The 19222-nt window shown below is 68.4% G+C and carries 15 protein-coding genes; 3 read left to right on the top strand and 12 right to left on the bottom strand.

What is annotated here, in order from left to right; translation table 11 throughout:
- Positions 1-35: 35 nt before the first annotated feature.
- Complete coding sequence (locus ACYP33_RS12610; protein WP_459622045.1) at positions 36-1790, bottom strand: cation:proton antiporter domain-containing protein; 1755 nt, start codon at positions 1788-1790, stop codon at positions 36-38.
- Positions 1791-2148: 358 nt separating this feature from the next.
- Between ACYP33_RS12610 and ACYP33_RS12605 the strand changes: the two genes are divergently transcribed.
- On the top strand, positions 2149-5877 hold the full coding sequence (locus ACYP33_RS12605; protein WP_459622043.1) for a type III effector protein: 3729 nt from the start codon (positions 2149-2151) through the stop codon (positions 5875-5877).
- Positions 5878-5960: 83 nt separating this feature from the next.
- Here ACYP33_RS12605 and ACYP33_RS12600 read toward each other — a convergent pair whose 3' ends face one another.
- From ACYP33_RS12600 to ACYP33_RS12580, 5 genes are read right to left on the bottom strand one after another with little or no spacing between them, the layout of a single operon-like run.
- The gene (locus ACYP33_RS12600; protein WP_414447243.1) at positions 5961-6212 is read right to left on the bottom strand and encodes a PAAR domain-containing protein; all 252 of its coding nucleotides are present in this window, start codon (positions 6210-6212) and stop codon (positions 5961-5963) included.
- Positions 6209-6697: a hypothetical protein gene (locus tag ACYP33_RS12595; protein WP_459622041.1), complete on the bottom strand. Its 489-nt coding sequence runs from the start codon at positions 6695-6697 to the stop codon at positions 6209-6211. Before ACYP33_RS12595 ends, ACYP33_RS12600 begins: the two co-directional genes overlap by 4 nt.
- Positions 6694-8577, bottom strand: a complete 1884-nt coding sequence (locus tag ACYP33_RS12590; protein WP_459622039.1) for a LysM peptidoglycan-binding domain-containing protein — start codon at positions 8575-8577, stop codon at positions 6694-6696. Before ACYP33_RS12590 ends, ACYP33_RS12595 begins: the two co-directional genes overlap by 4 nt.
- Before the next feature lie 3 nt (positions 8578-8580).
- Positions 8581-9144, bottom strand: a complete 564-nt coding sequence (locus ACYP33_RS12585) for a hypothetical protein (RefSeq protein ID WP_459622037.1) — start codon at positions 9142-9144, stop codon at positions 8581-8583.
- A complete protein-coding gene (locus ACYP33_RS12580; RefSeq protein WP_459622035.1) occupies positions 9128-11917 on the bottom strand; it encodes a type VI secretion system Vgr family protein in 2790 nt (929 codons plus the stop codon). The genes ACYP33_RS12585 and ACYP33_RS12580 overlap by 17 nt, the downstream gene beginning before the upstream one ends.
- A gap of 453 nt (positions 11918-12370) precedes the next feature.
- On the opposite strand from ACYP33_RS12580, the gene ACYP33_RS12575 reads away from it, so the two are divergent.
- Positions 12371-13750 carry an aminotransferase class III-fold pyridoxal phosphate-dependent enzyme gene (locus ACYP33_RS12575; protein ID WP_459622033.1) on the top strand — a complete coding sequence of 460 codons (1380 nt, stop codon included), beginning with the start codon at positions 12371-12373 and terminating at the stop codon, positions 13748-13750.
- Between the two features lie 100 nt (positions 13751-13850).
- Positions 13851-14366: an Lrp/AsnC family transcriptional regulator gene (locus ACYP33_RS12570; protein ID WP_414447238.1), complete on the top strand. Its 516-nt coding sequence runs from the start codon at positions 13851-13853 to the stop codon at positions 14364-14366.
- 43 nt (positions 14367-14409) lie between these two features.
- Here the strand turns inward: ACYP33_RS12570 and ACYP33_RS12565 are convergent, their stop codons facing one another.
- From ACYP33_RS12565 to ACYP33_RS12540, 6 genes are read right to left on the bottom strand one after another with little or no spacing between them, the layout of a single operon-like run.
- Entirely contained in the window at positions 14410-14895 is a 486-nt protein-coding gene (locus ACYP33_RS12565) for a helix-turn-helix domain-containing protein (protein WP_459622030.1), read from the bottom strand.
- 13 nt (positions 14896-14908) lie between these two features.
- On the bottom strand, positions 14909-16126 hold the full coding sequence (locus ACYP33_RS12560) for an NAD(P)/FAD-dependent oxidoreductase (RefSeq protein WP_459622028.1): 1218 nt from the start codon (positions 16124-16126) through the stop codon (positions 14909-14911).
- Positions 16123-17505, bottom strand: coding sequence for an FAD/NAD(P)-dependent oxidoreductase (locus ACYP33_RS12555; RefSeq protein WP_459622026.1), 1383 nt, complete (start codon positions 17503-17505; stop codon positions 16123-16125). Before ACYP33_RS12555 ends, ACYP33_RS12560 begins: the two co-directional genes overlap by 4 nt.
- On the bottom strand, positions 17484-17795 hold the full coding sequence (locus ACYP33_RS12550; protein WP_459622025.1) for a (2Fe-2S)-binding protein: 312 nt from the start codon (positions 17793-17795) through the stop codon (positions 17484-17486). Before ACYP33_RS12550 ends, ACYP33_RS12555 begins: the two co-directional genes overlap by 22 nt.
- An 8-nt stretch (positions 17796-17803) precedes the next feature.
- Positions 17804-18604: an amino acid ABC transporter ATP-binding protein gene (locus ACYP33_RS12545; RefSeq protein WP_459622023.1), complete on the bottom strand. Its 801-nt coding sequence runs from the start codon at positions 18602-18604 to the stop codon at positions 17804-17806.
- A 7-nt stretch (positions 18605-18611) separates the two neighbouring features.
- Positions 18612-19217, bottom strand: a complete 606-nt coding sequence (locus ACYP33_RS12540) for an amino acid ABC transporter permease (protein ID WP_459622104.1) — start codon at positions 19215-19217, stop codon at positions 18612-18614.
- Between the last annotated feature and the right edge of the window lie 5 nt (positions 19218-19222).

Below are 19222 nucleotides of genomic sequence, written 5' to 3'. Positions count from 1 at the left end.
CCTCCCGCGCGCCGCCAGGCGGCGCTTGAAGCATTTCAATGCGACGCCGCCGCCGCGCGCGCCTTTTCCTTGCTCCCGCCGCCCATGCGCGTCAGCACATGCTCGGTCATGCCGCGCGCCAGCTCCGTCTCGCTGATGAACACCGTGCCGACGCCTTCGCTCGTCAGCAGCGCTGCCTCTTCACCGCTGTGCGTGCACAGCGCGATCTCGATCGACGGGTTCAGCGTGCGCGAAATCTCGACGATCTGGCGCACGTCGAACGTATCGGGCAGCGTGACGACCAGCATGCCGGCGCGCGCGATATGCGCCTGCACCAGCACCACCGGCTCGATCGCGTCGCCGCTGACCGCCGCGATGCCCTGCTCGCGCAGCTTCTCGACCGTTTCGCGATTCTGTTCGACCACCACGCAGGCGATCCCGCGCTCACCGAGCGCCTGCGCGATGCGCGCGCCGACACGCCCGTAGCCCACGATCACGACCTGGCCGGTCAAGTGCGTTTGCGGCGTGGACATCGGCAGCGCGGCCAGCGGATCGTCGCGCGATTCGAGGCGGCGCGCGAACGCCGAATGCTTGCGAATCCACACCAGCGCCGGCTCGATCGTCGCGAACAGCAGCGTGTTCATGGCGATGGAGATCAGCGCAACCGCCAGGATCAAGCTCTGCCCCTCGGCGGACAGCAGCCCGAGCGAGCGGCCGAGGCTGGCCAGAATGAAGGAGAACTCGCCGATCTGCGCCAGGCCCGCGCCGACCGTCAGCGCGGTATTGAGCGGATAACGGAACGCCAGCACCAGCGCGACGGCGGCCAGCGTCTTGCCGATCACCACGATCAGCGCCACCTCGATCACGTGCAGCGGCTGCTCGACCAGGATCGTCGGGTCGAACAGCATGCCGACCGAGATGAAGAACAGCACCGAGAACGCGTCGCGCAACGGCAGGGTGTCTTCAGCCGCGCGCCGGGCGAATTCCGACTCGCGCATCATCATGCCGGCAAAGAACGCGCCGAGCGCGAACGACACGTCGAACAGCTTGGCCGCGCCGAACGCCACGCCCACGGCGGCCGCGATCATGCACAGCGTGAACAGCTCGCGCGAGCCGGTGCGTGCCACCAGCCACAGGATGCGCGGGAACACGCGCTTGCCGACCACCAGCATCAAGGCGATGAACGCGGCCACCTTCAGGAACGTGATGGCGAGCGTGCTCCACAGGCTGCCGCCCGCTTCGGCGGCGTGGCCGGCCGCGCCCGCGGGCGCCTCGGGCGCGCCGCCGAGCAGCCCCGCCAGCGGCGGCAGCAGCACCAGCACGAGCACCATCACGAGATCCTCGACCACCAGCCAGCCCACCGCGATCCGGCCGTTGACCGTCTCGACCAGGCCGCGCCCTTCGAGCGCGCGCAGCAACACCACCGTGCTGGCCACCGACAGCGCCAGCCCGAACACCAGCGCCGCGCCGATGCTCCAGCCCCAGGCCAGCGCCAGGCCGCCGCCGAGCGCGGTGGCCACCGCGATCTGCACGATCGCGCCGGGCAGCGCGATCTTGCGCACCGCGAGCAGGTCGCCCAACGAAAAATGCAGGCCGACGCCGAACATCAGCAACATCACGCCGATCTCGGCCAGTTGCTGCGCGAGCGCCAGATCGCCGACGAAGCCGGGCGTGCCGGGGCCGATCACGATGCCGGCCAGCAAATAGCCGACCAGCGGCGGCATCTTCAGCAGCGAGGCGAGATAACCGAACACCATCGCAAGCGCGAAACCGGCCGCGAGCAGTGCGATCAAGCTGACGTCATGCGGCATCCATCCCCCTTTTGAATGTAATGAATTCGAAAGGACACAAGGATACGGGATGTCGGCGATGCGAGGGGTGGATCGGGTAAAAAAAGCTCGGAAAAGACGTGGGGAAATCGACGGTGTGCGGCCCACTCGACCGGTCTTCGGCAAAGCCGCGCATCCGGCTGCCGAAATTTCCCGCAGCCGGCGCCCTTCGCGACTTCGTCTGCCCGTCCGCCGCTTCGCGCGTCGTCGGGGTGGCCCATTAACGGCTGCATAGCATCCTCGAACTCGGCACGCCGAAGCGCAGTCGTGGGAGCGACCGCCTGCTCGGGCGATTGACGTGCAGAAAATCAAGAAGATCAACATCGAGCTGGAGTCTGCCATGAAGCCGAATCACATCGCTCGCGGGCCCTTGCGGGCCGAGCCTCAAGACGAATCCGCGACGCCCGCGCCCTTGCAGACCATCGAACGGCGCGCCGGCCAAAGCTCGGTCATGCCGGAGCGGCTGCGCAATCTGGCGGACAAGGTGAGCGCGCGCAAGCAGGCGAATGCCGCCAGCAGCCTCAGCGATCAGGAACTCCTGCTGGCGGCTCGCAACCCGAACCTGAACGGGCGGGGGGTGCGTGCGCTGCAACGCGAGGTCGCGCATCGGCGCAGCGCGGCGACCGTACCCGGCACCACCGCGCCGCCGCCCGCCGCTGCGCCCCGGACCTCGGTCCTGCCGAACCCGATGCGCGAGATGCTCGACAAGGTCACCGGGCGCAAGCAGACCGCCAGGGCCGCGGCGCTCGGCGACGCGGAGCTGGCGCATCGGCTTGCCGGCCCCGCGCCGCAGGTGCAGCGCGACGCGCGCGCGTTGCAGCGCGAAGCGGCGAAGCGGCAGGCACAGCGCCCCGATACCGTCGGCGAGGCAGCCGCCGGCGATGCCCGAGTGACGATCGACCCATCCAGCTCGATCACGGCGCCAGCGCCGAGCGCCATCACCTTGCCTGCCGGCCCCGTGATCGATATCGACTCCGGCGCCCTCGACCTGCGCCACCTGGAACAGACGGTCGCCGCGCTGGCCCGGGCGCTGCCCGAGCTTCCCGTGACGGGCTCGGCCACGCGTCTGCGCGCGCGGCTCGCGGACGAACTCGCCGGCATCGGCGCAACGGCGGCCCATCTCGATCTCCGGCCGGACCAGCGTGGCCTCGCCGTTCGCGACGGCTTCGCTCGCGCGGCGCGCACCGCACGCGTGCTGGCGCGCTACCTCGATCGCGACCATGTCAACCACGGCGCCGGCTCGGGCGGGATGACGGCCCGCGAGTGCGCCACGTCGTATTTCCTGATCGCCGGCCTGATGACGGAGCTCAAGCGCACCCACCTGAGCGCGGCGGCGCCGGACCTGATGGCGCACTACGCCGAACGCGAGGTTGCCCGGCTCGAACGCGTCGCGCCCGGCATCGGCCAGGGCGTGTCGGGGCCGAACGTCGCGACCAGCACCGGCGCGAGCCTCGAGTATTCGGTCGGCGTCGGCAACGTGGCCGGCAGCGCGTCGGCGGGGCGGACCTTCTTCTCCGACGACGATCGCGACATCGATTTCTGGACGTCCTGCAGCATCGCGCTGCAGGGCGGCGCGGGCACCACGCTCGCGAACTGGGCCGCCAAGCTGAACGGCCAGGCCGCGTACGCCGCGGGCGGCACCTACTTCGAGCACGACGACCTGCGCGAACTCGTGAAGCTGGTCGCCAACATGGATGCGAACCGCTCGTGGATCACCGCGTCCGGCCCGAAGACGCGCAAGCTCGTCCATGGCTGGGAACACCTCAAGGACAAGGTGTCGCTGGGCGTGAACCGCAACTATGCGCCGGCGCCGGAACGGCCGTATTTCCTGACCGATCGGAAGCTCGCCAAGGGCTTCAACGGCGTGAAGGTCGCGCTACTGGCGATGATGCTCGACGAGGCGCAGCAAGCCCACGGCGGCCGGCCGGTATTCGACGCGATCGTCTCGCAGGCCTACCCCGCCGCCGGCGACGTGCTGCGCCAGCGCCTGGCGGCCCGGCAGCCGCTGCCGCCCTCGACACGCCGGGACGTGCCCGACTCCGTCGCCTACGCCGATGGCCGCGTGGCGTTCAGCGAGGCGACGCTCGCCGTGGACGCCAGCCTCGGTCGCGCCACCCGCGGCAACCCGAACCTTGGCGCCGGCGGCAACTTCGACCTGCTCGCGCGCGGCGACCTGCTGCAGTTCTTCACCGAGACGGCCAACGCCCCGCACCAGATCCTCGATCCGGCGCATCACAAGGATCTGAAGGCGACACTGGCGATCCACCGCCAGCTCGACGCCTCGTACACCGATGCGCCGCCGGCCGCCCTGCGCCTCTACCACCTGATGCGCAGCCGCCTGCAGGGCGCCGACGCCCCGCTGCCGCCGCTCGACGCGGGCGTCGCCGCGCTGTATGGCGAGGCCGGGTCGATCCCGGCGCAGTTCCGCAACGCGATCGCTCGCCCCTCGGTCGAGCAGTTGGGCCAGGTTGCGGCCGAGGCCGATGGCCTCAAGCACCTGTACCTGAACTTCATCGAGGACGCCGCCACACTGCTGGCGCGCAGCGACCGCGCGCTGCCCAAACCGGCGCGCGAGCAGTTGAACACGCTGCGCGCCGAGGCCTTCGAGCGGGTCAATGCGGAAGTCTGGCATGGCGGCTACTCGCGCGCCGACGCGCTCGCCGATCCGGAAAAGTTCGTCGCGGCCAGCCAGGCGAGCGTCAGTCTCGCGCTTGGCGCGGTCGGCACGCATCTCGGCGTCGTCAAGGAGCGCCTCTCGCACGGCGATACCGAGCACGCGCACGCGGCGCAGCAGGCCGACCGCGGCTACGCGGAGGTGCGCGAGCTGCTCGACCGCCTCTACCTGCCGATGAAGAAGCACGACGTACAGAAGAATGGGCCGCTCAAGGAGCGGGCGCTGTGGCAGCGCTGGGACGTGCTGGTGCGCGGCACCGCCTCGGGCGGCGCGCAAGTGAACGCGCTCGGCGCGCTGCTTGGCCATTGGCAGAAGTCGCTCGGGCCGGTCGGCATCGCCAGCGACACGGGCGGCCTGACGCTCAGCGCAGAGGCGAAATTCCTCTACGCCGACCATCAGATCAACCCGAGCCGGGTCGGCAAGTTCTGGCAGATCACGCTGACCGCGAACGCAGGCAAGCCGCTGGCGGGCGTTGCGTTGCAGGCGGCCGTGCGCGCCGCGGTGGGCCGGCTCAACGAGGCGCTCGCCACCGACCAGCCGAAGATCGACAGCGCCGAGATCGCGCGGCAGATGCAGGGGCTCGTGTTCGACGCGTCCGAGGGCAGTTCGATCGTGATGAAGTTCAGGCAGCCGCCGGGGCTCGGCATCCAGTCAACGCACCTGCAATACGTGCGCGTGCTCAACAACCAGAACGCCGGCCTCAATCTGTCGGTGACGGTGCCGACGCACGTCGGCCTGTTCACGCCGGGCATCTCCCATACCGACTCCGCACAGGGTTTCGAGGGCGAGATCATGGGCTCGGACCTCAGCTACCTGATGCTGCAACATCCGAAGCTCGCCGCGCTGCTCGACCATCCGGACGCCGCCACGCCCGAGGGGCTGGCGGCGCTGTTCGACGCCAATCCGCGCGTGCGCAACGGCTACTTCGCCACCGCCTCGACGATCGTCGACACGGTGCAGCGCTACGCCGACTTCCTCGGCGCGAAGGCGCAGGCCGCGCAGGGCGGCACGCCGATCGCGGACGCGCCGAAAACCAACGAGTTCTTCCGGTATTACGCGTCGGCGCCCTTCCAGCGCGTGGCCGAAACGGCGCGCCAGGTGCAGCGGCACGCGCCCGGCTCGACGGCCGCCCCGGCGGCGCCGGCCGGGCACGCGTCGCTGGCGGAGGAGGTGAGCCTGGCCGGCGTCGATCTGGCGGCCGCGAAGGCGCGGCTCGAGGGCGCGCGCTCGATCCGCGAGCGCACGGCCTACCTGTGCGGCGAGGGCCGGCCGCTGCTGGACGCCTTCGCGGCCATCGTCGGCAGGACGCGCGAGATCAATGCGAGCGCGATGTTTCATGCCGAGTCGCGCGACATCGGCTTCCAGACGGTGTTGCGCGATGCGTCGCGTGGCTGATGCGAGGACGAGAGGCCGCGGCGCGGCCTCGCTCAAGGGCGTCAACGCCCGATTCGGCGGTTCGGCAGGTAGTCGGAGCGCATTCAGGCGATGCTGGTGATCAGCCGGCAGCCGCAGCTCGCCTGATGGCCGTTGCGCGCGCACGGCACGCCGTGATCGGTGATCGCGGCGTCGCCCTGGGCAATTTCATTTGGATGAACGTCCGGATGACGCTGGCACTTGACCGCGTCGCCCAGGCGCGCCACCGGCCGGCCGCCGTAGCGCATGTCGGCCGAGGCGGCGAGCACCTCGCCGCCGTGTTCGAGCGTGTCGCCGAGCCGGATCAGGTCGATCACGATGCGTTGAAAACCTGGCTGCACGGCAGCTTGGGGCCGCCATCGATGCTCAGGTCGAAGTACGGCTTGCGGTCGAAATGCCGTGCGTCGGCATCGGGATCGGGGATCGCGCGGGTGCGCTGCAACACCAGCGTCTTGCCGCTTTGCAGGCGGATCGACATGAACGTGGCGGACGCGTCGAAGCTCGGCGCACCCCACGACGCCTCGATCTTGCCGCCCGTGCCATGCGACAGATAGATCGACAGCACCTGGTCCCACTGCGCGCGCGGCACGGCCTTCATCTGATCGTTGTCGGCCTGCGGCATGCCGACGTTGAGGTTCAGCGTCTTGCCGCCGGGCTCCTTGCAGGCGAACGACTGGTTGCCACCGAAGCGGCTCTGGAACGCGCCGAACGGGTCCGGCGCGCCCGGGGCCGCCATCGCGGCGCCCGCCATGCAACCGAGCAGCACCGCCAATGCGGCCGCTCCGCGTTTCATCGACTTCATTTGACCCACACTCCTATGACCTTTCTGCCCTTCCCGATCAGGGTGGGCGGTTCGTTCTTGCGCATCACGCGGCTGTTCGGGCTGATGTAGTCGCTCGCGAACTGGTGCCCCGGCAGCACGATTTCGGCGTGCCCATGGTGGGTGCCGTCGGTCGTGTCGTAGACGATCACCGAGCCTTCCGGCGCATCGTAGGGGCTGGCGATGTGATAGGCGGGATCGGACAGCACGTTCCGGAATCCTGCCTTTTTCAGATCGTTGCCGGCGTCCTTGGCTTCGGCGCTGGCGGGGTACGAATCCACCATGCCCGAGGCCAGCAGCGCAATCTTCACATACTTCCAGCACTCGCCGGTCGAGACGTTCGGCGCCTTGCTCACGTTGTAGATCGGCTGGCCGAGCTTGGCCTTGTGCGCGGCGGCCGGCCCGCTGAAGCTCGCCTGCTTCTTGCCGTACTTCGCGTCGGCGCGCGCGATCTCGTACATCTTCTGCTTCGGATCGCCGGACGGCGGCGCAACGTCGGCGGCCTGCGCCACGGCAACCGGGTGGCCGTTGTCGTTGCGGGCCATCGTGACGGGCGCCGGGGCCTGGGGCGCGGCCGGGGCAGCCGGGGCGGCGGCGGGCGCGGAAGCCGGGGCGGCGGGCGCAGCCGAAGCCGGTGCGGCCGGTGCCGGTGCGCTGGCCACGGCCCCAGCGGAGGAAGCCGGTGCCGGTGCAGACGCCACCGCAACCGGCGAGGCAGACGCGGGTGCCGGTGCTGCCGCCGCCGAACCGACAGCCGCATGCGAAGACGCCGCCGGCGCAGCCGTGGGCGAGGCCTGCCCTGCCGACGGTGCCGCCGATGTCGAACCACTGCCCGTGCCGCCGGCCGGCAACTTGATCTGCTGCCCCGGCGCGATCAGATTGCCGTCCAGCCCCGGGTTCGCGCGCCGCAGCTCGGCCACGCTGGTGCCGTGCTGGTGCGCGATCTTCCACAGCGAATCGCCGGGCTTGACCGTATAGGTGCCGAGCTTGCTGTTGCGGCGGTGGTCGCCGGGTGCGCCCGGGTGCGTGTCGGTCCTGGCGGCCACCTTGCTGTGCGGGCTGGTCAGCGTCAGCGTCGAATGCGAACTCGACAGCGCGCCGCTCCAGGCCATCGCCAGGTTCGCCTCGACTTCCTTCACCCACACCTCGAGCGTCTGCGTGAACGGCACGTTCTTCACCGGCGCGGCGATCTTGCCCGCCGCGTCGCTATGCCCCTCCTGCACCACCTTGCCGCCCGCCTTGACCTGATACTGCACGCCGGCCACCGGCTGCTTCTTCTTGTCGACGAACTGCACGCCGAGCCCGCCCGAGCAGCAGCCGAGGTCGTAGTCGTTGAACTTCGCGATGTAGTCGGACACCGACGTGCCGTTCGCATCCTCGGGATCGGTCGCGCCGTTCGAGCTCAGGAACTGCATGACGCCCGGGTGCTTCTCGGTGCCGAAGCCCTTCAGGTGGGCCGCGCCGATGATGCCCGAGTGCGTGATCGTGATGCCGCCGATCACCTTGCCTTCATATTGGTTCGCGCCGTAGTGCTTGGCGCGCGAGCACAGCAGCCGCACCCAGGCCACGGCCGCCACGTCCTGCTCGTCGGGCGAATTGCGGAAATCGTCGAGGCTCTTGATGCCGTCCTTGCCGGTCCAGGTGCCCTTCCACTGATAGAGGAATTTCTTGTGGCCGTCCGGCTGCTTGATCAACGGCGAGGTGCCGTCCGACACGTAGTAGCCGAGGTCGCTCAGCGCCGATTCGCCGAACTGGTACTTGCCGACATAGCCGTATTTGTTGATGACCTTGTACTGCGTCCCGCCGCCGCCCTCGCTCTTGAACAGCGCGCTCAGGAAATCGCGAATTCCGCCCTTGCTCATGGTTTATTTCTTCTTGCAAAAGATCGCGGCATCGTCGGCATCGATCGATACCGGATACTGCTTCTCGATCAGCGCCTTTTCCGTGTCGCCGGGGTTGCCGAGCCATTGCGTCGCGCAGCGGTACACGAGACGGCCGGCGGCGCGGTGCGATTGCTCGTCGTAGAACATCGCCACGTTCGTCACGTTGCACTGATTCGCCTGGCAGATCTGATAGAGCCATTCGTGCGACGCGCCGATCCGCCAGAGCGCGCCCTGCACGGCCGGGCCACTCAGCAGCCGCTTGCGGAGCAGCTTCGGGTCCTGCCCCGCTTGCCCGAGCAACTGGTCGAACGCGGCCGACACCTGACGCCCGGCCGGCGATCCGTACTGGTTGCCGTCCGGATCGACCAGATTGAAGAGCTCGGTCTTGTAGACGGAGCTGGCCGGCGTGATGTCGGCCGGCGCGGCGGCCTGCCCCTGCGCCTCGGCCTTGCAACCGAACGCCGCCAGGCACAGCAGCAGCGCACCGGCACGGCGCGCGAGCGGGGCGCGACCCGGACGCATGAACAAGTCAGGACTGCGCTTCATTGCTTTCTTCCTCGTCGCCATCGGCGAACAAATCATCGTTGACCGTATCCAGGTGGTGCGTCCAGTCGCCGTGGCTGACGCTGACCTGCACGTCTTCCGCCTGTTCCGTGAACACGCGCCCCGTCATGCCATCGTCGTCCAGCGTGCCGTAATAGCGCGGCTGATCGCCCACCTTGACGGTGTACGCGGCATTGTCGAGGATCTCGCCGTCCGCCAGCGCGCCCGACAGATCGAAGCGCAGGCTGTATTCGCCGGCGCTTTGCGGCACCGGCATCAGCGGCGCGGGCATGCGCGCCGAATCGGGGCCGGGCACGTCCCAGCTCGCGCCGCGCTCCAGGATCGGGCCGGGCGAACCGTTGACGATCCCGCTGCCGTCGATCCGGATATACGAGCCGCCCGCGCCGATCCAGATTTCCTTGGCGGCCGTGATCACGACCTTGCCGTCGGTACTGCTGATCGTCACGTCCTTGAGCGCGGCGAGCGCCATCTCGTCGCCCTGCGCCTGAATCTCGACCTTGCCCTTGGCCGCGAACAGCTTCATGCCCGCGTTCTGCACGAACAGGCTGATCTTCTCCGTCACGCTGGCGATCAGCGATTTGCCGCTGGCGAGGAACAGGTTGCGGCCGCTGACCAGATTGGTTTCGAGGTCGCTCGACACGTGCACCGACTGCTGCGTCGATACCGCCACGCCCGACGGGCTCGCAAGCAGCATCACCGGCGCGGTGAACGCATTCGCGCCACCGGTGCCGCCGCCCCCCGTGCGCCCGCCCGGCTGCGCGCCCTGCACGCTGCTCTGGGTCGCGTCGGTAAAGCTCTTCAGCGCGGCGTGGCCGTCGGCGAGGCCTTCGGCCTGATGCTTCAGGCTTGCGTTCGACAGCGTCTCCAGCGTCGATTCGGCGTTGATGAGCTGCTGCTGCGCCTCGCGCGCGTCGAGCTGCTGGCTGTTCGCCTGCTTCGGATGGGTGGTGACGTACAGCCCGCGCGCGGCGCGCACCGCGCCGTACGAATCGGTCTTCAGGTCGAAGCCGGAGCCGAGGAACGCGCCACGCGCATTGCCCGTCTGGTCGATCAGGTAGCCGAGATGCAGCAGGCTGTTCGCCGTGCTGCTGAACAATCGCGCGCGGTTCTGCCCGGTCGCGTCGTCCAGCACCATTTCGTTGAAACCCGCGCCCGCGTACTCCTTCGAGCGATAGCCCGACAGGATGCCGTTGCTGTGCCACTGCGGCTGGACCTTGCCGTTGTATACACGATGCAGCACGATCGGGCGGTCGCAATCGCCGCCCACATAGCCGATCAGCACTTCCTCGCCCACCCGCGGCACGTGCACGCTGCCGTAGCCGCCGCCGGTATCCGACTGTGCGACCCGCACCCAGCACGATGCGCTTGCGTCGCCGGGGTTCTGGCGATCCCAGACGAACAGCACCTTGACCCGGTTCAGTTCGTCCGTATACACCTCCTCGCCCGGCGGCCCGACCACGATCGCCGTCTCCAGATGCATCTCCGGCTTGGCGTGCTCGAACGGGCAGCGATACGGCACCGTGGTGCGTTGCGCCTCGACCTCCACGCGATAGAAGCCCGGCGAGCCGTCCGCATGCAGCAGGCCGGAGGCCGCGATCGCAGCCGACGCGGCGCCGAAACGTGCGGCCTTGGCTTGCGCCAGCACGTCCTGCAGGCTGTGCGGGAAACTCGCTTCGTGATCCGAAGCAGGCAGGTTGTTTTCGATGTAGCGGCTCACCTTGATCGCCGCGAACCTGCGCTGGCTGGCGGAATCGCGATCGTGCTCGGGATGGCCGTTCAGCTCGAAACTGCGCCCGGCGTCGATACCGCGCGCCCCGCCCGATGCATGGAAGCGCTTGGCGCGCGATTCCCATTCCTCCAGGTGCACGCGCGACAGCGATTCTCCGCGCGCCTGATCCTGATAGGTGTACGCGCCGGTGTATTCGTAGACCTCGGCCTGCTCGGGCAGGCTGCCCTGGTTGGCCATGGTCGGCAGCGCGGTGGCCTTCGGGTTCGCGACCGACGACGGCGCCTTGTAATCGAACGTGCGCGTGCTGTGCGAGGCGCTTTGCAGCGTGCGCGAGCCGGACCAGTGCGTGAAGCCGTCGGTCTCGCCGCCCGTGGCCGAGCGATGGAAGCGCAGCGGGCCGGACGGCACGGCGTCGAGCGCGTAGATGTCATCGGTCACGACGAACGTGTGCGACTTGCCGTCCGGCGCGTGCCGCCAGAAGCCGAACAGCCCCTCTTCCTCCATCAGCCGGTGCACGAAATTCCAGTCGGTTTCGCTTTGCCGGCAATACGAGCGCGGCGGCAGCGCCCGGCGCAGCGAAAACTGGAATTGGCCGCGCGCCTGCGGATGCGCATTGAATACATCGGCAATCACCGCTTCGGCGCTGCAATCCTGCCAATACCGCAGGTCCTTGCGAAACTTCAGGAAATGCAACCAGGAGGCATAAGCGATTTGATAACTGGACAGGCTGCCGTCGGCGCCGAGCCGGCGCGCGGTATGGATATAACCGTTGATCGGCAGATACGATTGATCGGCCTGTTGAATCCACAGCGTGATCGGCTGGGCAATCAGCGTTTTCAGTTCGATATCGCCGGCGGTCGACACCATATCGAGCGTGACGCTGAAATCGCGGCCCAATTCGGCGTGCGTGACCGCCCGGCGCGGCACCAGCGCATCATCCGGCAACGCCGGAATATCCGTCTTGATCAAGCGGCTCTGCTGAACCACGCCCCCTCGGATTACCCGAGCCAGTTCGCTAGGATTCATTGTTTGCTGTTCGTGTTCTTGTGTATCGCCAACGGCCTGCCCATGCACGCTCGATGCCCCCGACCGCATGGCCCCCGATGCGGCGCGGCCAGATTTTAATTTTATGGAATGCGAATCGTCAATCTTGCGGATAGCGAAATACGTGGAATGGGGATTCGAATGCCGCATCGTTGAAAACCGTAAATTACATTTTTCAATCTTTTTAATTTCAATTGCATAACAGGCCACTCTTAAAATCGCCGGATAATGCAATTATTTCCGATTTTTAATCAAGCTTCGATTATTCGAGGTAATAATTTCAGCCCCTCCCCGGCACAAGATTTCGGCATACCCCACCGAAACGGCATTTCCTGTCGTTTGCCCCGACGATTTCCGCACCCGCTCCGGCTATCGGCTGGCTACCATCGAGACATCGCCGTACCCGTCCCACCCACTTCCCATGAGGCCCCGACCATGTCCAGCTCGCCGCTCATCGACGCCGACCGCCGCCACCTGATCCACCCCGTCATCAACTACCGTGCCCACGAAGCGCGCGGCACCACCGTGCTCGAATCGGGCCACGGCGCCTACCTGCGCGACACCGACGGCAACGAGCTGCTCGACGCGTTCGCAGGCCTCTGGTGCGTGAACGTCGGCTACGGCCAGCAGAGCATCGTCGAGGCCGCGACGCGGCAGATGATGAAGCTGCCCTACGCGACCACGTATTTCCATTTTTCGTCGGAGCCCGCGATCGAACTGGCCGAGAAGCTCGTCTCGCTCGCGCCGGCCTCGCTGCAGCACGTCTACTTCACGCTCGGCGGCTCGGACGCGATCGATTCGGCCGTGCGCTTCATCACGCATTACTACAACGCCACCGGCCGCCCGTCGAAGAAGCAGATGATCGCGCTGGAGCGCGGCTATCACGGCTCGTCGTCGATGGGCGCGGGCCTGACCGCGCTGCCGGCGTTCCATCGCAACTTCGACCTGCCGCTGCCGACCCAGCATCACCTGCCCTCGCCGTACGCGTACCGCAGCGAGCACGGCGCCGACGACGACGCGCTGATCGCCGCGTCGGTGGCCGCGCTCGAAGCGAAGGTGGCCGAACTCGGCGCCGACAACGTGGCCGCGTTCTTCTGCGAGCCGATCCAGGGCTCGGGCGGCGTGATCGTGCCGCCGCGCGGCTGGCTGAAGGCGATGCGCGACGCGTGCCGCCGCCTCGGCATCCTGTTCGTGGCCGACGAGGTGATCACCGGCTTCGGCCGCACCGGCCCGCTGTTCGCCTGTGCCGACGAACAGGTCGAGCCGGACCTGATGACGGTGGCCAAGGGCCTGACCTCGGGCTATGTGCCGATGGGCGCGGTGCTGATGTCGGACGAGGTGTACCAGGGCATCGCGGGCGACGCGGCCGATACGGCAATCGTCGGCCACGGCGCGACGTATTCGGCGCACCCGGTCAGCGCGGCGGTCGCGCTCGAAGTGCTGCGCCTCTATCACGAAGGCGGCCTGCTGGCGAACGCGCAGGCGCAGGCGCCGCGCTTCGCGGCCGGCCTCGACGGCCTGCTCGACCATCCGCTGGTGGGCGATTCGCGCCATCGCGGCCTGCTCGGCGCGCTGGAACTCGTGGCGAACAAAACCACGCGCGCGCGCTTCGATCCGGCGCTGAAGCTGTCCGAGCGCATCGCGGCGTCGGCGTACCGCAACAAGCTGATCTTCCGCGCGTTCGGCGACAACATCCTCGGTTTCGCGCCCGCGCTTTGCTACGGCGAGACCGAATTCGGGCAATTGTTCGAACGCCTGAAGACGACGCTCGACGAGGTGCTGGAAGACCGCGAGGTGCGCGCCGCGCTCGCCTGACGCGGGGCCGCCCGGCGGGGTAGCGCGTGCTAACATCGGCCTGCTTGCGCATGCGGGGCGCCCTTTCGGCGCCCCGCCCGCATTTTCACGGCACACCGCGATGATCCTCCCCGCCCACAGCAAGCTGGACCGTATCGACCTGCGCATCCTCTCGCATCTGCAGAAGAAGGGGCGCATGACCAACGTCGAACTGGCCGAGGCCGTGGATCTCTCCCCCAGCCCTTGCCTCGCGCGCGTCAAGCGCCTGGAAAAAGCCGGCTACATCGCCGGCTACGGCGCGCAGGTTCAGGTCGAAAAGCTCGGCGACGTGCAGATCGTGTTCACCGAGGTCACGCTCGCCGATCACCGCCGCGAGGATTTCGCGAAGTTCGAGGCGGCCATCCGCCCGGTGGACGAGATCGTCGAATGCCATGTGGCGAGCGGCGGCTACGACTATCTGCTGAAGTTCGTCACGCGCAGCGTACATCACTACCAGAGCGTGATCGAGGGGCTGCTCGACCGCGAGATCGGCATCGAGCGCTACTTCAGCTACGTGATCATCCGCACGCCGTTCGTCAAGCACGGCTGGCCGCTCGACGCGCTGTTCGGCGCGCGGCAGGACACGCCGCCGGGCTGAACCGCGCGGCGCACGGCGTGCGCATCGGCACGCAAACCCTCCATCAGGAAACCGGAAGATTGCCGGCCGGCGCGCCGGCACTGAGCCATTCGCGCGGCGTATGGCCGAGCACGCGCTTGAAATGACGGCACAGGTGGCTCTGGTCGAAGAAGCCGACCTCGGCCGCCACCACCGACGGCGACACGCCGCGCCGCAGCAGCCGCTGCGCATGGCGCACGCGCACGATCCGCACGTATTGCTGGGGCGACACGCCGATCTCCATGCTGAAACGCGCCGCGAAACGCGACACGCTGAGGCCGGCGGCTTCGGCCAGATCGGTCAGGCTGATCGGCTCGGCGAAACAGGCATGGATAAAGTCGAGCGCGCGCTGCACGGCGCGCGTCGCGCCGGCCTCGCCCTGTGAAGGCGAGGCGACCTGCGACGCGGCGGGCAACGCGACGGAAGACGCGGCCGGAGAAGCGGCGGACGCGCCCGTGGACGACGCGCCGGGCGGCGCGTCGGGGCGATGACAAGCCGGGGCGGTCTGCATCGCGTGCACCGGCTCAGGCGGCCGGCGCCGATTGCGGGCCGGGCACCATGGGCACGGCAGGCACGACGGGCGACGTTGCGGCAACGGCCTGAGCGGCGGCGCCCTGGCCCGCGAAGCGGCGGATATCGAACGGCTCGATCGGCGTGACGGTCGCGCCGGTGGCGATCAGCTCGGCCATCGTGTCGCCCACGCCGGGCCCAAGCTGGAAGCCGTGCCCGCAGAACCCGAACGCATAGAACAGGCCGCTCGTGGTGCCGCTCGCGCCCATGATCGGCCGGTCGTCGGGCATGTAGCCCTCGACGCCGCTCCAGGTGCGGATGATGTTCAGGCGCTTGAGCGCCGGCGCGACGCGCTGCGCCTCGCGGAACTGCAGCAGCGGGCTGGTCGGCAGCACCTTCGCGCGGCGCGCGTCGAGAAACGCCGGGCCGCGCGCGCAGCCGCCGATCACGATGTTGCCGCGCTTCACCTGCCGGAAATACACGATCTCCTCGAGGCGCGGCGACGACACGCCGATCGCCGGCCCGATCGCATACGGCACCGGCTCGGTCACCGACATCTGCGGGCCGTGCACCGCGATCGGCACCGGCTCGCCGAACTGCGCGCTCAACTGGCTGCCCCACGCGCCGGCCGTGATCAGCAAGGTGCCCGCATGGAAGCTGCGGCCGTCGGCGGCCGTGGCGCGAAAGCCGTTGCCTTCCTTCTCGACCGAGACGATATCGGTGTTCTCGTGGATCTGCGCGCCGAGCCTGGCCGCTGCGCGGCCGAACGCGGGCGCGGCGAGCCGCGGGTTCGCGTGGCCGTCGACCGGCGCGTACGAGCCGGCCAGCACCTCGGGGCCGATGTACGGAAACCGGCGGCGCAGCGCATCGCCGTGCAGCATCTCCAGATCGAGGCCGTAATGCTTCGCGTCGCGCGCATAGGTTTCGAACATGTCGGCCTGCTCGCTGCGGTAGCACACGCGCAGATGGCCCGACATCAGGAATTCGGCGTCGTGCCCGATCAGCTCGGGCAGCCGCAGCCAGATTTCTCTCGACCGGTTCGCCAGCGGCAGTTGCGGCAGGAAACGACCCTGCCGGCGCACGTTGCCGAAGTTGGTGCCGCTCGCCTGCTGGCCGATCAACTGGCGTTCGAGCAGCGTCACGGACAGTCCGCGGCGGCGCAGGAAAAACGCGGAGGACGCGCCCATGAAGCCGCCTCCCACGATCAATACATCGGCATCTTCGCGCTTCACGTCGGTTCCTCCACGCTCACCGTCGCCATCGCGAGCGGCTTGACGGGCGCCTGCCCGCGCAGCCGGCCCACCTGTTCGAGCGGCACGCACGCGGCGGCCGCGATGATTTCGGCGGCCGCATGGCCGCAATAACGGCCCTGGCAGCGGCCCATGCCGACGCGCGACAGCGCCTTCGCACGGTTCGCTTCCTGCGCGCCTTCCTCGCGCGTCACACGGCGCAGCTCGCCGGCCGTGATGCCTTCGCAGCGGCACACGACGGTGTCGTCGGGCACGCTGGCGGCTTGCTTCGCAGGCCAGACGAAGGCCTCGGCCAGCCCCTGGCGGAAGCGGTCCATGCGTTGCTGATCGCGCTTGAGCGCGGCCAGCGCCGTGCTGTCCACCTCGCGGCCGAGGTCGAGCAGGGCTGCATAGGCCGCGAGCCGGCCCGCGTTTTCCGCGCCGTCGGCGCCGAGCACGCGCACGCCGTCGCCGGCCAGATACACGCCCGGCTCGCTGCTGCGGCCCAATTCGTCGATCTGCGGCAGCCATTGGCGCGTGGGCGCGTCGAAGCGGAACGCGCAGCGCGCGAGATCGGCCAGTTGCGTTTCGGGACGCAGGTGATAGCCGATCCCCACCGCATCGCAGTCGATCTGCTCGACCGCGCCGCCCGCCGTCCGGAACCGCACAGCCTGCACGCCATCCTCGGGTGTCCCGACGATCTCGACCGGCTCCACGCCGTTGCGCATCGTCACGTCGGCGCGCTTGAGCGCGCTCACCAGCACCCGGCCCTTGCGCAGCACGTCGAAGCGCGCCAGCAGCTTCGGCAGCGCGCGCAGCCGCGCGCCGGCCGGCGAGGTGTCGAGCACCGCCGCCACCTGCGCGCCGGCCTGCACGTACTGGCTCGCGACCAGATACAGCAGCGGCCCGGTGCCCATGAACACCACCCGCCGCCCGATCGCGCAAGCCTGCGATTTCAGCGCGATCTGCGCCGCGCCGAGCGTGTAGGTGCCCGCGTATTGCCAACCCTTGACCGGAATCAGCCGGTCGGTCGCGCCGGGGCACAGGATCAGCGCGTCGTACGGCAACGCGCTCGCCTGGCCGTCGCGTACCACGTGCACATGGCGATCCCAGATGGTCCAGGCCAGCGTTTGCGGCCGGTAGTCGAGTTGCCCGCGCAGTTGCGAGAACGTGTCGTGCAGGTCCTGCGCGCGCGGCGCTTCGGTGCCGTACAGCTTCGCGTACGGCCGCGTGAAGCCTTCCGGCTGACGCCGGTAGATCTGGCCGCCGTCGCGGCGGCCTTCGTCGATCAGGGTGGGCCGAAGGCCGGCGGCCAGCAGCGTCTGCGCGCAGCGCACGCCTGCCAGCCCGGCCCCGACGATCACGATGCGAGGTTCGCCCATTGCGCCTCCGGCTCGGTAGTCACGATCCGCATCCCCGCCTCGACGACGGTGGTGCACGCACGCAGGCGCTCGCCCGCATCGGTCCAGACCCAGCAATCCTGGCACGCGCCCATCAGGCAATGGCCCGCGCGCGCCTCGCCGCCGAATTCGGAGTGGCGCACCTGGCGCACCGAGCACAGCAGCGCGGTCAGCAGCGTGTCGCCTTCGAGCGCCGCCACCTCCTGCCCGTCGATCGCGATGCGCACGGTGTCGCGGCCGGTCTCGGCCAGCCGCACGAAACGTCCGGTCATGGGTACGTTCATGCCGCGGCCCCTCCCGCATTGGCGTTCGTGCCTTCGCGCTCGGCCGGCGCTTCGACAGACACTTCGGCAGGATTGCCGAGCACATGGCGCAGGAATTCGCGGGTGCGCGCCTCGCGCGGCGAGCCCAGCACCTGTTTGGCGGTGCCCTGCTCGATGATGTGGCCGCCGTGCAGGAAGCACACGCGATCCGCCACCTCGCGCGCGAAGCCCATCTCGTGCGTGACGACCAGCATCGTCATGCCTTCCTTGGCCAGCGTGCGCATCACGTTCAGCACCTCGCCCACCAGTTCCGGATCGAGCGCCGAGGTCGGCTCGTCGAACAGGATCGCCTTGGGCTTCATCGCCAGCGAGCGCGCGATCGCCACGCGCTGCTGCTGGCCGCCCGACAACTGATGCGGGTAGTAATGCAGCTTGTGGCCGAGGCCCACCTTGGTCAGCAGTTCCTCCGCGTTGCGCTGCGCGTCGTGGCGCGGTTCCTTCTTCACATGCAGCGGGCCTTCCATCACGTTTTCGAGCGCCGTGCGGTGCGGGAACAGGTTGAAGCGCTGGAACACCATGCCCACTTGCGTGCGCAACTGGTTGATGTTGCGCGCGCGCTGCTCGACGCGCTCCCCGAGCAGCTTGATCTCGCCCGCATCGTACGATTCGAGCGCGTTGATACAGCGCAGCAGCGTGGATTTTCCGGAGCCGGACGCGCCGATCAGACACACCACCTCGCCCTGCTCCACGTTCAGCGAGATGCCGTTGAGCACGGACACGCTGCCGAAGCTCTTCTGGACGTTGGAAATTTCGATCATCGCAACCTCACTTCTTGGCCTTGTGCTTGCCGAAACGGCGCTCGAGGTACTTCGTCATGCTCATCAACGGCAGGCTCATCAGCAGATAGCCGATCGCCACCAGCGTATACACGGTGATGTTCTGGAACGTCGAGGCGGCGATCAACTGCCCCTGGCGCGTCATCTCGGCCACCGTGATGGTGGAGGCCAGCGACGAATCCTTCAGCATCATCACCAGCGTGTTCGCGTAAGGCGGCAGCGCCACCTTGATCGCCTGGGGCAGGATCACCCGCACCATGGTCTTCACGCGGCCCATGCCGATCGATTGCGCGGCCTCGTACTGGCCCGGATCGACCGACTCGATGCCGGAGCGGATGATCTCGGCCACGTAGGTCGAATAGCCGAAACTGAGCCCGATGATGCTCGCCTGCAGCGCCGACACCTCGATGTGGATGTCCGGCAGAACGAAATAAATATAGAACAGCAGGACGATCATCGGCAGGCCGCGCACCACGTTGATCAACGCGCTGACCGCGGTGACCAGCGCCGGGTAGCGCGACATCTTGAGCAGCGCCCACACGAGGCCCAGGGCGGTGCTGAGCACCAGGCAGCCGATCGTGATGATGATGCTCATCGTGG

This window comes from Burkholderia sp. 3C (assembly GCF_054589155.1).
Note: the sequence above shows the minus strand (reverse complement) of the source record. Positions and strands in the feature narration are given on the sequence as shown.

Coding starts and splice junctions, on each gene's coding strand:
- ACYP33_RS12610 (WP_459622045.1), bottom strand. CDS start 1,790: ATGCCGCATGACGTCAGCTTGATCGCACTGCTCGCGGCCGGTTTCGCG.
- ACYP33_RS12605 (WP_459622043.1), top strand. CDS start 2,149: ATGAAGCCGAATCACATCGCTCGCGGGCCCTTGCGGGCCGAGCCTCAA.
- ACYP33_RS12595 (WP_459622041.1), bottom strand. CDS start 6,697: ATGAAGTCGATGAAACGCGGAGCGGCCGCATTGGCGGTGCTGCTCGGT.
- ACYP33_RS12590 (WP_459622039.1), bottom strand. CDS start 8,577: ATGAGCAAGGGCGGAATTCGCGATTTCCTGAGCGCGCTGTTCAAGAGC.
- ACYP33_RS12585 (WP_459622037.1), bottom strand. CDS start 9,144: ATGAAGCGCAGTCCTGACTTGTTCATGCGTCCGGGTCGCGCCCCGCTC.
- ACYP33_RS12580 (WP_459622035.1), bottom strand. CDS start 11,917: ATGAATCCTAGCGAACTGGCTCGGGTAATCCGAGGGGGCGTGGTTCAG.
- ACYP33_RS12575 (WP_459622033.1), top strand. CDS start 12,371: ATGTCCAGCTCGCCGCTCATCGACGCCGACCGCCGCCACCTGATCCAC.
- ACYP33_RS12570 (WP_414447238.1), top strand. CDS start 13,851: ATGATCCTCCCCGCCCACAGCAAGCTGGACCGTATCGACCTGCGCATC.
- ACYP33_RS12565 (WP_459622030.1), bottom strand. CDS start 14,895: ATGCAGACCGCCCCGGCTTGTCATCGCCCCGACGCGCCGCCCGGCGCG.
- ACYP33_RS12555 (WP_459622026.1), bottom strand. CDS start 17,505: ATGGGCGAACCTCGCATCGTGATCGTCGGGGCCGGGCTGGCAGGCGTG.
- ACYP33_RS12550 (WP_459622025.1), bottom strand. CDS start 17,795: ATGACCGGACGTTTCGTGCGGCTGGCCGAGACCGGCCGCGACACCGTG.
- ACYP33_RS12545 (WP_459622023.1), bottom strand. CDS start 18,604: ATGATCGAAATTTCCAACGTCCAGAAGAGCTTCGGCAGCGTGTCCGTG.
- ACYP33_RS12540 (WP_459622104.1), bottom strand. CDS start 19,217: ATGAGCATCATCATCACGATCGGCTGCCTGGTGCTCAGCACCGCCCTG.